We start from the raw sequence: 14,988 nt of genomic DNA on the forward strand, positions 1-14,988 counted from the left end.
TCCTCGGGATTCATCCCGAGGCGCCAGCGACAAGATCACGTTATCGTGGTGTTCCCGCGCCAGGCGGGCCGCGGGTGTGGGTCAGAAGCGCGTGGGGTCAGAAAGAGGAGGCAGTCATGCCGGGTTCCGTGATCGTGGCCGGTGCGCGGACGCCCATCGGGAAGCTGTCCGGCGCGCTGCGGAGCTTCAGCGCGACCGATCTCGGTGGTATCGCGATCAAGGGTGCCCTCGAGCGTTCGGGCCTGACCGGTGACCAGATCCAGTATGTGATCATGGGGCATGTGATCCAGGCCGGGACCGGTCCGATCACCGCCCGCCAGGCCGCGGTCGCCGCGGGCATCCCGATGAACGTCCCCGCCATCACGGTCAACAAGGTCTGCCTGTCCGGGCTCGACGCGATCGCGCTGGCCGACACCTACATCGCCAGCGGTGAGTTCGACCTCGTGGTCGCCGGCGGAATGGAGTCGATGACCGGGGCGCCGCACCTGCTGCGCGCGATGCGCGCCGGGGTCAAGTACGGCAACAGCGAGGCGGTCGACTCCATCGATCAGGACGCCCTGCACTGCGCGTTCGACCAGATCTCCATGGGGGCGAGCACCGAGCGGTACGTCAGCTCGCTGGACATCACCCGCGCCGAACAGGACGAGGTCGCCGCCCGCTCGCACCAGCGGGCCGCCGCGGCCGCCAAGAACGGCCTGTTCGACGACGAGATCGTGCCGGTGACGATCCCGCAGCGGCGCGGCGAGCCGCTCGTCGTGAGCCAGGACGAGGGCGTGCGCGCCGACACGACCGCCGAGGGTCTCGCCCGGCTTCGCCCCGCCTTCGGCGCGGACGGCACGATCACCGCAGGCTCCGCGTCGCAGATCTCCGACGGCGCGGCCGCGGTCGTGGTGGCGAGCCGGGCGAAGGCGGAGGAGCTCGGCCTGCCGATCCTCGCCGAGGTCGGCCATCACGGCTTCGTCGCGGGCCCCGACACCTCCCTGCACTCCCAGCCGTCGAACGCGATCCTCGCCGCGCTCGCCAAGGAGGGCCTCACCCCCGCCGACCTCGACCTCGTCGAGATCAACGAGGCGTTCGCGGCGGTGGCGATCCAGTCGATGCGTGACCTGGGCATCAGCCAGGACATCGTGAACGTCAACGGCGGGGCGATCGCCATCGGCCACCCGCTCGGCGCGTCCGGCGCCCGCATCGCGCTCACCCTGGCCAAGGAGCTCTCCCGCCGCGGCGGCGGGATCGGCGCCGCGGGCCTGTGTGGCGGCGGCGGCCAGGGCGACGCCCTGGTGCTGCGCGTCCCGGCCTGATCCCGGACACCGCCGGCGTGGGCCCTGACGTGCCGGACACCGCCGGGGCGGACGTCGAGGTGCAACGGCTGGCCGACGGCACGGTGCGAGGGGAACGCAGGGCGCTCGCCCGGCTGCTGTCGCTGGTCGAGAACGCCCCCGACCGCTGGCCGGCGATCCGCGCGGCGCTCGGCGCCGATCCGGGCCGGGCCCGGATCGTCGGGCTGACCGGCGCGCCAGGCGTGGGCAAGTCGACGACCACCTCGGCGCTTGTGCGCGCCTACCGGGCGGCCGGGCGGCGGGTGGGGGTACTCGCGGTCGACCCGTCGTCGCCGCTGACCGGCGGCGCGCTGCTCGGCGACCGGGTGCGGATGGTCGAGCACGCCGGCGACCCGGGGGTGTTCGTCCGCTCGCTGGCCAGCCGCGGCGCCCTCGGCGGCCTCGCCGCCGCCACCACCCAGGCGCTGCGCGTCCTCGACGCCGCCGGCTTCGAGGTGATCATCGTGGAGACGGTCGGTGTCGGCCAGGCGGAGGTCGACATCGCGGCCCTCGCCGACACCACGTGCGTGCTGCTCGCGCCGGGCGCCGGCGACGACGTGCAGGCCGTCAAGGCGGGTCTGCTGGAGGTCGCCGACCTGTTCGTGGTCAACAAGGCCGACCGGCCGGGCGCCGAGGGCGTCGTCGCGAGCCTGGCGGCCATGACGCGGATGCGTGACGGCGTCCCCCGGACCCCGGTGGTCCGGATCGCCGCCGCCCACGGCGAGGGGATCGAGACCCTCGTCGAGCGGATCGCCGAGCATCACGACGCGCGGGCCGCGAGCGGTGAGCTGGAGCGCCGCCGCCTCACCCGGGCGGCGGACGAGATCCGCGGCCTGGCCCTGGCGTCCGTCCGGGAGCGCCTCGACGCCCCCGAGCACGGCCCCGTGCTGGCCGCTCTCGCCGCCGCCAGCGCGGCCGGCACCCTCGATCCCTGGACGGCCGCCCGCGACCTGCTGGCGGCGATCCTGCCCGCGTCTCCGGGGCGCTAGGTCGCGTCTCGGAGTTGCGATCTTCGTGTGTGTCGCCGTAGGCCCCGCCCGAGCTGCCCGTCGACCCGCGCAGCCGCGGTCCGCGGGTGAGTGGGTCCGGTCCCGCCGGATCGGCGTGGGTTGGTCAGCCCGGTCCCGCGGGACCGGGGTTTTTCGCGGCTACGGCGATCATGGGTACCGGATGGGTCGTCGTGATCGGATACTCGCCGGGTCCGGTCGTGGTCATCCGTCGGGTTTGCCGTCGGCATCTGATTCGGCCCTGTTGGGTGGTGCGTCGGATTGTCGCCGATGGATGCGGGCACGCCACCACTCGTGAGCCGCCTCGACGACCCGACCGCCGCGCCGGACGAGCTGATCGCCCGGCTCGGGCTCGAGCCCCATCCCGAGGGCGGCTGGTACCGGCGGACGTGGGCGAGCCCCGACCTTGTCGCGGCGCATGGCGGGCAGCGGCCCGTGGCGACATCCATTCTCTTCCTGCTGCGTCCGGGAGAGGTCTCCCGGTGGCATCGGGTGGCCTCGGCCGAGATCTGGCTCTGGCAGGGCGGTGGCGCCCTGGAACTGACTCTCGGCGGGCGGGGGGAGCGGCCAGCGCCCGGCGCCAGGCGGTCGCTCGGCCCGGACGTGGGCGCCGGCGAGACGCCCCAGCTCGTCGTGCCGGCGGGCGAGTGGCAGACCGCCGCGCCGCACGGCGAGCGACATGTCCTCGTCGGCTGCGTCGTCGCGCCGGGCTTCGACTTCGCCGACTTCGAGCTGCTGGACGAGGCGCCCGGCCCGGTCTGACCGCGCGGCGCCGGCCGGGATCTGACCGGGTGGTCGGCGGGGGCCGGGTGGCCGGCAGGGACCGGGTGGCCGGCAGGGACCGGGTGGTCAGCGGGGACCGGGTGGTCAGCGGGGAACGGTGACGGCGGCGGTGAGGGCGGTCGCGGCGGCGGACAGGCTCGCCGGGACGAGCGGGAGGTCGAGGACGTCGACGGCGCCGGCGCGGCGCAGCCGGGCGCGCTCGCCCGGGTCGGCATCCTCGGCGAGCACCAGTGCCGGGATGACGCCGGCGGTCGGATCGGCGGCGAGCTGGGCGAGCAGCTCGGTGGCGGTGGCGTCGGGCAGATCCCGGTCGAGCAGGACGAACGTCGGGCGGGCGCGGCGCACCGCGTCCAGCGCGAGGGCGGCCCGCGGCACGGTGACGGTGTCGGCGCCGAGGGTCCGCGCGAGCGCGTCCGTCACCGCCGAGCGCACGGCGGGATCGCCGCTGACGTGCACCACCCGCAGGCCCACCGCCTCGGCGCGGCGCGCCGGGGCGGCGCCGTAGCTCGACGTGCCGGAGCCGGGCGCCGCGGACCTGCCCATGCCGCCCAGGTCGTAGCCCGCCGCCGAGCCGTAGCCGGAGGACGGACCGCCGTAGCCGCCGGCCCCGTAGCCGCCGTTGTAGCCGTAGTCGCCGCCGCCGTAGCCGCCGTTGTAGCCGCTGTCGCCGAAACCGTCGTCGCCGAAACCGTCGTCGTCGGGGTCCTCGAAGCGCATGTCGACGGCGTCGAGCACGACCGCGAACACGCTGCCGACGCCGTGCCGGCTGGCGACGGTCAGCACGCCGCCCATCGCGGTCACCAGGGCGTGGGACAGCGCGAGCCCCAGACCGCTGCCCTCGATGCCGGTGCGTTCCGCACCGAGGCGCTCGAACGGCCGGAACAGCCGGTCGATCGCCCGCGGCGACAGGCCCACACCGTCATCCTCGACCTCGATCCGGATGCGGGAACCGGTGATCGGCACGATGCCGACCCGCACAGACCCACCCTCGCGGCCGTACTTCAGCGCGTTGCCGACCAGGTTGAGCAGGACCTGCCAGAGCCGGCGGCGGTCGGCGTCGGCGACGAGCGGCTCCGCGGGATGGATCACCCGGCGGATGCTGCGCTGCGCCGCCAGCGGTTCCACCAGCTCCACCACGCCCTTGACGATGTCCAGGACGTTGACCGGGCCCTTGTTGATGTCACCGCGGCCGGCGCGCAGCCGGGCGAGGTCGAGCACGTCGTCGATGAGCGCCTGCATGTGCCGGCCGCCCGTGATGATCCGTTCGACGTCGTCGTGCAGGTCGGGGGTGAGCGGCTCGAGCTCGAGCAGCTGGGCGAAGCCGAGCATCGCGTTGAGGGGCGTGCGCAGCTCGTGGCCGAGGCGGGCGATCAGCTCGTCCTTGGCTCGGGATTCGCTCTCGGCGATCTCGCGGGCGCGCTGGTCGGTGGTGTCCCGGGCGAGGACGACCAGACCGCCGTCCGGGTCCTGGCGGATCGTGACGTGATGCGGCTCGGTGACCCCGGCGGCGTTGACCAGCCCCACCGAGCCGCGCCACTGGTCGGCCTGGCCGAGCGCCGCCGTGACCGCCTCGCCGAGCGCGACGCGCAGCGTCGGGTCGACGACCTCGAGAAGGTCGCGCAGGCGCGCGACGCCGGGGGCACGCTCGCCCAGGAACGCCCGCGCGGCAGCCCCCATGTCGGTGACATGGCCGTCCGCGCCGACGACCACGGCCAGGTCCGTCAGCGTGTCCAGCAACGTGCGTGGCCCCACCTACGCCTCGTCATCCGTTTTCTTCCACCCCACGGCGGGCAATGGTAGGGCGTGCCGTCAGAGCCCGTTGTCCCGGGTTTGCGCAACCGCCCGGCCGGCGTGTGCCCCACGACTTCTGGTGACATGTCGACAGCTTACCGACCCACCGGATTCGTTCCGGTAGCGGGCGCGTGGCGCACCGTCTGACCACCTGGTGGCGGGCGGTCGGGCGTGGTAGGTCTGAGGGCATGCTGGTTGCCTTCAGTGTTACGCCCATCGGTGCCGGCGAGGGTGTCGCCGAACTCGTGGCCGAGGCCGTCCGCGTCGTGCGGGCGAGCGGCCTGCCGCACGAGACGACGTCGATGTTCACCACCGTCGAGGGCGAGTGGGACGAGGTGATGGACGTCGTGCGCCGGGCGACCGAGGCGGTGGCCGCCCACGCCGGCCGGGTCAGCCTCGTGCTCAAGGCCGATCTGCGCGCGGGCGTCACCGACGCCCTGCACGCCAAGGTGGCGAGCATCGACCGCCTGCTCGACGCCGGCTGACCGCTCGCGGCGCGCGGAGCCGACTGCGGGGCCCGGAAAAGTCGTGCTCCCCGGCGTCCGCCGCCGCGCGCGGATGTCACGATGGAGGCATGCAACGAAGGCCACCAGTCCCACCCGGTCCGCCGCGCGGCGGCGGAGGTCCGCGCCGTTCCGCGCGCATGCCCGACAGTCTCAGCGGCCTGCGCCTGGCGGGCGCCGTCCCGCTGGATCCCAAGCCCGCAGCCCCGCCGTCCCCGCCGCCCGCCGCCGGCGCCCCCGCCGGCCAGGCGCCCGCCGCCGGCGGGGCCGCGCCCGGCGGCCCGGTGGTCATCGACGTCACCGAGGCGAGCTTCGCGACCGACGTGGTCAGCCGCTCGATGCAGGTGCCGGTCGTGCTCGACTTCTGGGCGTCCTGGTGCGGCCCGTGCAAGCAGCTCAGCCCGGTGCTGGAGAAGCTGGCCGCGGCGGACGGCGGCCGGTGGATCCTCGCCAAGGTCGACGTCGACGCGAACCCGGGGCTGGCGCAGGCCGCCGGCGTGCAGGGCATCCCGGCGGTCAAGGCCGTCGTGGGCGGGCGCATCATCGGCGAGTTCACCGGTGCGGTGCCCGAGCGGGAGGTGCGGTCCTGGCTCGACCAGCTGCTCGCCCTCGTCGACGAGGCCACCGGCGGGATGCCGGGCGCGGCCGCGGCGGGCGGCGAGGCGCGGGACCCGCACCTGGCGACCGCCGAGTCGGCGCTGGCCCGCGGTGACATCGACACGGCGATCGAGTCCTATCGGGTCCTCCTCGCCGAGGCGCCGGGGGATCCGGAGGCCGTCACCGGCCTCGCCCGCGCCGAGCTGCTGCGCCGGGTGCGCGACCACGACCCGGCGGAGATCCGGGCTCGGCTCGAGGCCGATCCGGCCGACGTCGACGCCGCCATCGCCGCGGCCGACCTCGGCATCGCGCAGGGGGACACGGCCGGGGCGCTGGCCGGTCTCGTCGCGGTCGTGCGCCGCACGTCCGGCGAGGAGCGGGAGAAGGCCCGCGCCCACCTGGTGGACCTGTTCCAGGCGCTGGGCGACGCCGATCCGGCCGTCCCGCCCGCCCGCCGCTCGCTGGCCGCCGCCCTGTTCTGAGCCGGCCGCGCGCCCACGCCGAGTTCCCGCGCCCGTGACGGCCGCGGGGGCCGACCGCGCGGGGTGCCGAGGGCCAGCGACGGTACCGCGTGACGGGACCGTCACCGACCCTCGGCACCCCGAGTGCGGGGCGGTCGCGACGAGCAGGCCCCGGGGTCGGCGCGGCCCGTCAGGAGGCCCCGGCCTCGGGCTCGGGTTCGTAGCGGAACCAGATCGCGCCGAGTGTGGGCAGTGTCACACTGGCCGATGCGGGCAGCCCGTGGTGTGGCTGGTCGGTGGCGTGCACCGCGCCGAAGTTGCCGACGTTCCCGCCGCCATACCGGCTGCCGTCGGTGTTGAGCACCTCGGTCCAACGGCCGGGGAAGGGCAGGCCGACGCGGTAGTCGTGGTGGGTGACGCCGGCGAAGTTCGTGACACAGGCAAGAACCCCGTGGTCCGCCGCGGCGTCGTCCCCGGACCAGCGCAGGAACGAGAAGACGTTGTTGCCGGTGTCGTTGGCGTCGATCCAGGAGAAGCCGGTCGGTTCGACGTCGCGCCGGTACAGCGCCGGCGACGAGCGGTACAGCTCGTTGAGGTCACGCACCAGCAGCGCGATCCCGTGGTGGCCCGGCTCGCCGAGCAGCGGCCAGTCCAGCGACGCGGCCTCGTTCCACTCGTTGTCCTGGGCGAACTCGCTACCCATGAACAGCAGCTTCTTGCCCGGATGGGACCACATGTAGGCGTAGAGCGCCCGCAGGCCCGCCAGCTGCTCCCAGCGGTCGCCGGGCATCCGGCGCAGCATCGAGCCCTTGCCGTGGACGACCTCGTCGTGGCTGAACGGCAGGACGAAGTTCTCCGAGTAGGCGTAGACCATCGAGAACGTCATCTGGTGGTGATGGAAGCTGCGGTGCACCGGCTGGTGGGAGGTGTAGTCCAGCGTGTCGTGCATCCAGCCCATGTTCCACTTGAAGCCGAAGCCGAGGCCGCCGAGATGGGTCGGGCGGGTGACGCCGGGCCAGGCCGTCGACTCCTCCGCGATCATCATCGCGCCGGGGAAACGGCGGTAGACGGTCGCGTTGGTCTCCTGCAGGAACGCCACCGCCTCCAGGTTCTCCCGGCCGCCGTGCTCGTTCGGCAGCCAGGCGCCGTCCGGGCGGGAGTAGTCCAGGTAGAGCATCGACGCGACGGCGTCGACCCGCAGCCCGTCGACGTGGAACTCCTCGAACCAGTACAGCGCGTTGGCGACCAGGAAGTTGCGCACCTCGGGACGGCCGACGTCGAAGACGTACGTCCCCCAGTCGGGCTGCTCGCCGCGGCGCGGGTCGGGGTGCTCGTAGAGCGGCGTGCCGTCGAAGCGGCCCAGCGCCCAGGAGTCCCGGGGGAAGTGCGCCGGCACCCAGTCGACGATCACGCCGATACCGGCGCCGTGCAGCGTGTCGACGAGGTGGCGGAACTCGTCCGGGCTGCCGAAGCGGGCAGTCGGCGCGTAGTAGGCCGACACCTGGTAGCCCCAGGAGCCGCCGAACGGGTGCTCGGCGACGGGCAGCATCTCCACGTGGGTGAAGCCGTTGTCCAGCACGTACTCGGTCAGCTGGGTGGCGAGCTCGAGGTAGGACAGGCCGCGCCGCCAGGAGCCCAGGTGGACCTCGTAGACGCTCACCGGCTCGGCGTGCCAGGCGGTCCGCCGGCGCCGCTCCAGCCAGTCGCCGTCCGCCCAGGTGTGGTCCGAACGGGTCACGACGCTCGCGGTGGCCGGCGGGACCTCGGTGCGAAACGCCATCGGGTCGGCCTTCTGCCGCCAGACCCCGTCGAAGCCGAGGATCTCGTACTTGTAGCGCAGGCCGACCCCGGCGCCCGGGACGAACAGCTCCCACACGCCGCAGCCGCCCAGCGAACGCATCGGGAACGCCCGGCCGTCCCAGAAGTCGAAGTCGCCGACCAGGCGCACCCCCCGCGCGGACGGTGCCCACACGGCGAAGCTCACCCCGGTGATGACGGCGCCGCCGGGCGTGGCGAGGTCCCGCACGTGCGCGCCGAGCACCTTCCACAGGTCCTCGTGGCGGCCCTCGCTGATCAGATGACGGTCGATCTCGCCGACGGTCGGCAGGTGCCGGTACGGGTCGTCGACGACGGCCGTGGTGTGCGGGTAGGTCACCTCGACGCGGTAGTCGGGCAGGTGGCCGGGCAGCGCCGCGGCGAACACCCCGCCGGAGTGCAGCCGGGCGGCGGGATAACGCTCGTCGCCGACGAGCACCGTCACCGCGCGTGCGTCCGGGTGCAGCACCCGCACGATCGTCCAGTCGCCGCTCGGGTGCGCGCCGAGCAGCGCGTGCGGGTCGTGGTGGGTCCCGGCGACGAGCCGCTCCAGGTCGGCGGAGGGCAGATCGGTCGCCGGCGGTGGGCAGGCGCGGGCGGACGGGCGCTCGGGGGCCCGCTCGGCCGCGGCGCCGGTGGCCGTGCCGGTGGTGTCCGCAGGCGTGGCGGTGGTGGTCTCGGCCGCGGTGCCGCCGGTGCGTTCGGGGGCGTGAGCGGCGGTGTGGTCCGGAGCGTGGTCCGCGCCATGGCCGGGGGTGCGGTCGGCCAGGGCGACCCGTCCCTCCCGGTCGCGGACCGCGGCGCCGCTCACGCGCCCCGCGGCGGCGGGGGCGCGATCCGGCCGGCCCGCGGCGGGCCCGCCGCGGCGTCCCGTTCGCATCGTGTCGTTGTCGACGTCGCCGTTGTTCACGGGGACACCCCTGCCTCTCGCTGCGCGTCGGATGGTCGCTGTGCGCGCCGGAGTGCTCACGCGCGTATGGATGGTCGTGGTCGTGGGCCTTGCCGGGCGGCCGCCGGGTCCGGGTGGTCGCCTACGCGGCGGGGGGCGTGCCCTGGGTGAGCCGTTCCACCGAGGCGAGGGGGATCACGGTCCAGCCCGGCCGGTGCCGCGTCTCGTAAAGCACCTCGTAGACCGCCTTGTCGAGTTCGAAGGCACGCAGGATCGCCTCGTCGGCATAGGGGTCCCGGCCGGCGGCGGCGCCGTAGCCACGGCAGAAGGCGTCTCGGTTGCGCTGCGCCCACTCCTGCGCCCGGTAGACGAGGGCCGGCTCGTCCGCCCGGTCGAGCAGCATCGCGCGGGCCGCGTAGTCGAACGAGCGCAGCATGCCGGCGACGTCGCGCAGCGGGGACTCCAGCCCCACCCGGTCGGCGACCGGCCGCGCCGGTTCACCCTCGAAGTCGAACAGCACCCAGCCGGAATCGACCCGCAGGACCTGGCCGAGATGCAGGTCGCCGTGCAGCCGCTGGAAGGGGCGGGGGTGGACGAGCGCCGGCGCGGCGCCGGTGAGCTCGTCGTACGTCTTGCGCGCGGCGGCCTCGTACCCGCGCAGCGCCGGGACGGCCTCGACGGCGGCGTCGAGACGCCCGTGCAGGTAGGCCACCAGGGCGCGCAGGTCATCGGTGGTGGGGGGCCGGGTCGGCAGCGCCCGGGCGAGGTCCGCGTGGACCTCGGCGGTGGCGGCGCCGAGGCGCTCGGACTCCGCGGAGAAGTCCCCGCCGACCTCGTCGGCGTGCAGGTCGGCCTCGGCGTAGAGGTCGCGCACGCTGGCCAGGGCGAGGCGCCAGCCCTCGGTGCCGGAGCGTAGGTACTCCTGCAGGAAGCCGAGGGTGGTCCGGTGGCCCTCGACATCCGCCGACAGCCAGGCCACCGGGGTGGCCACGTGCACGCTGCCGACGTCGGCGAGCGTCCGGGTGACCTCGAGATCGGGGTTGGTCCCGGGCCACAGTCGGCGGAAGACCTTGAGGATGTACGCGTCGCCGTAGACGATCGACGTGTTGGACTGCTCGGCGCCGACCGCATGCGCGGGCAGGTCGTCGGTGAGCGGCGTACGGCTCTCGGTGGGCGCGCCGTGTGCCCCGTCGGCCCCGGCCCCGCCGGTGTCGCGGATCTCGGCCACGAGGTCGTCGCGGCGCGTCGCCCGGACGAGGAAGCGCAGCAGGGCGGCGGCGCCGTCGGGGTCGTGCAGCCCGTCGTAGACCAGTCCGCCGGCGCACTCGCCGATGAGGAAGCCGTCATGGCCGTGCGGGGCGTCGCCGCGAAGGACCACGGGGACCTGGTAGTGGTCCGGCGGGCCCTGGTCGTAGTCGACGTCGACGAGCAGCAGGCGCAGCGGATCGCCGAGGCTCACGTCGCGGCGGATGCGTACCCGGCCACCGCTGCGACCCTTGCCCGCGAACCAGCGCTGGCGGGGCAGCCAGTCGGTCAGCAGGTCGGCAAGTTCGGCGTGATGGTCACCCATCCTCGACCTCCCGAGGCCAGCGCTCGACGATCATCATGGTCTACCTAACGTCGAATAACCCGAAAGTTACCTTTCATCGGTCGTACTGCATGCACACACCGCGGCGACCTGGGAGATTCCGCCGGCAGGCCTGTGCCGCGACCCCCGCTCCGGCGGCGACGCACCGGCCTGGTGGCTCCGTGCCCCGGCCAGCCGGCCGTGGACGGCCCATGAGCGCCACTTCTACTCTCCCCCCGTCTGTCGGATGGGGCTAGGGGGTGAATTCCCCCGGTCTGGTCAACGCGAACCAGTAATGTCCGTGACCGGGCAGCGTCAGCAGGTAGGGCAGCTCGCCGATCGGCGGGAAGTGCACCCGGCCGAGCAGCTCCACCGGCACCATTCCCTCGAAACGCCGCAGATCAAGCTCCACCGGCTGGGCGAAGCGGGACAGGTTCGCGACGCACAGCACCCGGTCGTCGCCGAATTCCCGCACGAAGGCGAAGACCGACGGATTGGAGGCGCCGAGCTCCTCATAGCTGCCCAGACCGAAGACGGGGTGGCGCTTGCGGACCTCGATCATCCGCTTCGTCCAGGCCAGGAACGACGTCTGCATCCGCTGCCCGGCCTCGACGTTCAGTGCCTGGTAGCCGTACACCGGATCCATGATCAGTGGCAGGTAGAGCCGGGCCGGGTCGGCGGTGGAGAAACCCGCGTTGCGGTCGGGCGACCACTGCATCGGCGTGCGCACGCCGTCCCGGTCGCCGAGGTAGATGTTGTCGCCCATGCCGATCTCGTCGCCGTAGTACAGCACCGGCGAGCCCGGCAGCGACAGCAGCAGCGCGGTGAACAGCTCCATCTGGTCGCGGCTGTTGTCCAGCAGCGGCGCGAGGCGGCGGCGGATGCCGATGTTCGCCTTCATGCGGGGGTCCTTGGCGTACTCCGCCCACATGTAGTCGCGCTCCTCGTCGGTCACCATCTCCAGGGTGAGCTCGTCGTGGTTGCGCAGGAAGATGCCCCACTGGCAGTTCGGCGGGATCTGCGGGGTCTGGGACAGGATCTCCGAGATGGGGTAGCGCGACTCCCGCCGCACCGCCATGAAGATGCGCGGCATCAGCGGGAAATGGAACGCCATGTGGCACTCGTCGTCGTTGCCGAAGTACTCGACGACATCGGACGGCCACTGGTTGGCCTCGGCGAGCAGCACCCGGTCGGCGTACTTGGCGTCGACCTCCTTGCGGACCCGCCTGAGGTAGTCGTGCGTCTCCGGCAGGTTCTCGCCGTTGGTGTTGTCGCGGACGTAGAGGTAGGGCACCGCGTCGAGGCGGAATCCGTCGATCCCGAGGTCCAGCCAGAAGCGCAGGACCTCGAGCATCGCCTCCTGGACGTCGGGATTGTCATAGTTGAGGTCGGGCTGGTGGGAGAAGAACCGGTGCCAGTAGTACTGGCCGCGCACCGGGTCCCAGGACCAGTTCGACTTCTCCGTGTCGACGAAGATGATCCGGGCGTCGGGATAGCGCTCGTCCGTGTCCGACCAGACGTAGAAGTCGCCGAACGGCCCGGCCGGGTCCGAGCGGGACGCCTGGAACCAGGGATGCTCGTCCGAGGTGTGGTTCATCACCAGGTCGGCGATGATCCGGATGCCGCGCCGGTGCGCCTCGTCGACCAGGCTGACGAAATCGCCCAGATCACCGAACTCCGGCAGGATCTGGAAGTAGTCGCTGATGTCGTAGCCGCCGTCACGCAGCGGGGAGGCGTAGATCGGCAGCAGCCAGAGGCAGTCGACACCGAGCCATTCCAGGTAGTCGAGCTTGGAGATCAGGCCGCGGATGTCGCCGGTGCCGTCGCCGTTGGAGTCGGCGAAGCCCCGGATCAGCACCTCGTAGAAGACGGCCCGCTTGTACCAGTGCGGGTCTCGCGCCGACTCGCCGACCGGGCCCGCGGGGCCCGGGCGGGGTGTGTCGGCGCCGATGGGTTCGCTCAGTGGTTGCGGCTCTTCCATCACGAGACCGCCCGCACGGTGAAGACATGTGCGGGCTCCACTGCCGGGTCGAGCCGGACGTAGTTGTCCTGACCCCAGCGATAGGTGGCGCCGGTGATCTCGTCGGTGACCTCCAGCGCGTCGGACCAGTCCAGGCCGAGCGCGGGCAGGTCGAGGCGGACGGTGGTCTCGTGGGCCTGGTGCGGGTCGAGGTTGACGATGACGAGCACCGCGTCGCCGACCCGCGCGCCACCGGCGGTGGCCACCGGCGCCGTCGCCGCCCCGCCCGGGGCCTTCCCGGCACCCGCGACGTCCGCCGGCGCCAGCCGCTTGGAGTAGACCATGATCTGATCGCTGTCGGCGTGGTGCAGGTGCAGGTTGCGCAGCCACTGCAGCGCCGGGTGGGCCCGGCGGATCTGGTTGAGCCGGGTCAGGTAGGGCGCGAGGGAACGGCCCGCCCGCTCGGCGCCGGCCCAGTCCCGCGGCCGGTACTGGTACTTCTCCGAGTCGAGGTACTCCTCGCTGCCCGGGCGCACCGGGGTGCGCTCGTACAGCTCGTACCCGGCGTAGACGCCCCAGGTCGGCGAGAGCGTCGCCGCGAGCAACGCGCGGATACGGAAGGCGGGCTCACCGCCGTCCACCAGGTAGCCCGGCAGGATGTCCGGGGTGTTCACGAAGAAGTTGGGCCGCATGTAGTGGCCGGCGGCCACCAGTTCACCGGCGTACTCCTCCAGTTCCCACTTCGTATTGCGCCACGTGAAGTAGGTGTATGACTGGGTGAAGCCGACCCTGGCCAGCGTGTGCATCATCGCCGGCCGGGTGAATGCCTCGGCGAGGAAAAGCACGTCCGGCTCGGTCGCCTTCACCTGGCCGATGAGCCACTCCCAGAACTCCACCGGCTTCGTGTGCGGATTGTCGACGCGGAAGATGCGCACACCGTGCGCGGTCCAGTGCCGGACGACGCGCAGGATCTCCTGGTAGAGCCCGGTCGGGTCGGCGTCGAAGTTCAGCGGGTAGATGTCCTGGTACTTCTTCGGCGGGTTCTCGGCGTAGGCGATCGAGCCGTCGCTGCGCACGACGAACCACTCCGGGTGGCGCTTTGCCCACGGGTGGTCCGGCGCGCACTGCAGGGCGAGGTCGAGCGCGACCTCCATGCCCAGGGAACGGGCGCGGGCGACGAACAGGTCGAAGTCGTCGATCGTGCCGAGGTCCGGATGCACCGCGTCGTGGCCGCCGTGCTCGCTGCCGATCGCCCACGGCGATCCGGGGTCGTCGGGACCGGGGGTGAGGGTGTTGTTCGGGCCCTTGCGGTTGATCTCGCCGACCGGGTGGATCGGCGGCAGGTAGACCACGTCGAAGCCCATGTCGGCGATGGCGGGCAGTCGCTCGGCCGCGGTCAGGAACGTGCCCGAGCGGGGTGGGTCGAGCGTGGCCCCCTCCGAGCGGGGGAACATCTCGTACCAGCTGCCGAACAGCGCCCGCGGCCGGTCGACCCACATCCGGTAGAGCGGCGAGCGGGTGATCAGGTCGCGCAGTGGGAACGCGGCGAGCAGACTGGTCAGGCGCGGGTCGAGCGCGGCGACGATGCGGGCGGCGGGATCCTCGATACCGTCGTCGCGCAGCGTGGCGACGGCCCGGGCGATCTCCGCACGGCGGCCCTCGGGCACGCCCGGCAGCGCCCGCAGCAGCAGCCGCGCGCCGTCCTCGAAGTCGACCGCGAGCTCGTCGACGGTCTGGCCCGCGCCGACCTTCAGCTCGATGCCGTGCTGCCAGGTGGCGACCGGATCCGCCCATGCCTCGACGCGGAACCCCCACAGGCCGGTGTCGCCCGCAGTGATCTCCGCCTCGTAGCGGTCGGTGCCCGGTCCCGCCGACCTCATCCGGACGAACGGCGTGCCCCGGCCGTCCGGCCCGGACAGCACGGCGTTCGCGCCGATGAGATCGTGACCCTCCCGGAAGACGGTCGCGGACACGGTGAAGTTTTCGCCCACGACCGCGCGCGTGGGCCACTGGCCACACGACACGACCGGGGTCACGTCGGAGATGACAACCCGGCCTACTGAACGTCCGATCATCATGGCGACCTTATCCAGACGAACCACACCTCAATGGTCCGCCCTGCACGTGGCGAATAGCGACACCTCTGCGTGAACTGCCCGCGACCATCACGTGGGTGATTGTTGGTGTTGGGGTGGGTCTGTCTGCCCCGCCCGGATGGTTCGCGCTGAAGCCGATGTTCCCCAGTTGCGGAGCCCACGAACGTCCGAACCTCGTCCGTTGTGCGCTCCGGCGTGCA

Annotated in this window: 10 protein-coding genes; 5 read left to right on the top strand and 5 right to left on the bottom strand. The window is 73.0% G+C overall.

Annotated elements, in window-relative coordinates:
• The first annotated feature begins 116 nt into the window (after positions 1 to 116).
• From AC6EXY_RS13020 to AC6EXY_RS13030, 3 genes are all read left to right on the top strand, one after another.
• Positions 117 to 1,301, top strand: coding sequence for an acetyl-CoA C-acetyltransferase (locus AC6EXY_RS13020; protein WP_101830118.1), 1,185 nt, complete (start codon positions 117 to 119; stop codon positions 1,299 to 1,301).
• A gap of 17 nt (positions 1,302 to 1,318) precedes the next feature.
• Positions 1,319 to 2,308, top strand: coding sequence for a methylmalonyl Co-A mutase-associated GTPase MeaB (gene meaB / locus AC6EXY_RS13025; protein ID WP_423748032.1), 990 nt, complete (start codon positions 1,319 to 1,321; stop codon positions 2,306 to 2,308).
• Positions 2,309 to 2,596: 288 nt separating this feature from the next.
• Entirely contained in the window at positions 2,597 to 3,088 is a 492-nt protein-coding gene (locus tag AC6EXY_RS13030) for a cupin domain-containing protein (protein ID WP_101830119.1), read from the top strand.
• 105 nt (positions 3,089 to 3,193) lie between these two features.
• Here the strand turns inward: AC6EXY_RS13030 and AC6EXY_RS13035 are convergent, their stop codons facing one another.
• On the bottom strand, positions 3,194 to 4,861 hold the full coding sequence (locus AC6EXY_RS13035) for a hybrid sensor histidine kinase/response regulator (RefSeq protein WP_101830120.1): 1,668 nt from the start codon (positions 4,859 to 4,861) through the stop codon (positions 3,194 to 3,196).
• 227 nt (positions 4,862 to 5,088) lie between these two features.
• On the opposite strand from AC6EXY_RS13035, the gene AC6EXY_RS13040 reads away from it, so the two are divergent.
• Positions 5,089 to 5,385, top strand: a complete 297-nt coding sequence (locus tag AC6EXY_RS13040) for an MTH1187 family thiamine-binding protein (RefSeq protein ID WP_101830121.1) — start codon at positions 5,089 to 5,091, stop codon at positions 5,383 to 5,385.
• Positions 5,386 to 5,543: 158 nt separating this feature from the next.
• Positions 5,544 to 6,482, top strand: coding sequence for a tetratricopeptide repeat protein (locus AC6EXY_RS13045; protein WP_499818712.1), 939 nt, complete (start codon positions 5,544 to 5,546; stop codon positions 6,480 to 6,482).
• 169 nt (positions 6,483 to 6,651) lie between these two features.
• Here the strand turns inward: AC6EXY_RS13045 and glgB are convergent, their stop codons facing one another.
• The 4 genes from glgB to AC6EXY_RS13065 form a co-directional block, all read right to left on the bottom strand.
• Positions 6,652 to 9,186 (bottom strand): 1,4-alpha-glucan branching protein GlgB, encoded by a 2,535-nt coding sequence (gene glgB / locus AC6EXY_RS13050; RefSeq protein WP_101830105.1) that lies wholly within the window; start codon positions 9,184 to 9,186, stop codon positions 6,652 to 6,654.
• Between the two features lie 121 nt (positions 9,187 to 9,307).
• Positions 9,308 to 10,735, bottom strand: a complete 1,428-nt coding sequence (locus tag AC6EXY_RS13055; protein WP_101830104.1) for a maltokinase N-terminal cap-like domain-containing protein — start codon at positions 10,733 to 10,735, stop codon at positions 9,308 to 9,310.
• A gap of 250 nt (positions 10,736 to 10,985) precedes the next feature.
• On the bottom strand, positions 10,986 to 12,713 hold the full coding sequence (gene treS / locus AC6EXY_RS13060) for a maltose alpha-D-glucosyltransferase (RefSeq protein WP_101830106.1): 1,728 nt from the start codon (positions 12,711 to 12,713) through the stop codon (positions 10,986 to 10,988).
• Positions 12,713 to 14,770, bottom strand: a complete 2,058-nt coding sequence (locus tag AC6EXY_RS13065; RefSeq protein ID WP_101830103.1) for an alpha-1,4-glucan--maltose-1-phosphate maltosyltransferase — start codon at positions 14,768 to 14,770, stop codon at positions 12,713 to 12,715. Before AC6EXY_RS13065 ends, treS begins: the two co-directional genes overlap by 1 nt.
• Positions 14,771 to 14,988: the final 218 nt, after the last annotated feature.

It is taken from the genome of Frankia sp. RB5, from assembly GCF_059816245.1.

Excerpts from the sequence above, each read along its gene's own strand:
- AC6EXY_RS13055 (WP_101830104.1), bottom strand. The coding sequence starts at position 10,735 with ATGGGTGACCATCACGCCGAACTTGCCGACCTGCTGACCGACTGGCTG.
- treS (WP_101830106.1), bottom strand. The coding sequence starts at position 12,713 with ATGGAAGAGCCGCAACCACTGAGCGAACCCATCGGCGCCGACACACCC.
- AC6EXY_RS13065 (WP_101830103.1), bottom strand. The coding sequence starts at position 14,770 with ATGATGATCGGACGTTCAGTAGGCCGGGTTGTCATCTCCGACGTGACC.
- AC6EXY_RS13040 (WP_101830121.1), top strand. The coding sequence starts at position 5,089 with ATGCTGGTTGCCTTCAGTGTTACGCCCATCGGTGCCGGCGAGGGTGTC.
- AC6EXY_RS13030 (WP_101830119.1), top strand. The coding sequence starts at position 2,597 with ATGGATGCGGGCACGCCACCACTCGTGAGCCGCCTCGACGACCCGACC.
- AC6EXY_RS13045 (WP_499818712.1), top strand. The coding sequence starts at position 5,544 with ATGCCCGACAGTCTCAGCGGCCTGCGCCTGGCGGGCGCCGTCCCGCTG.
- AC6EXY_RS13020 (WP_101830118.1), top strand. The coding sequence starts at position 117 with ATGCCGGGTTCCGTGATCGTGGCCGGTGCGCGGACGCCCATCGGGAAG.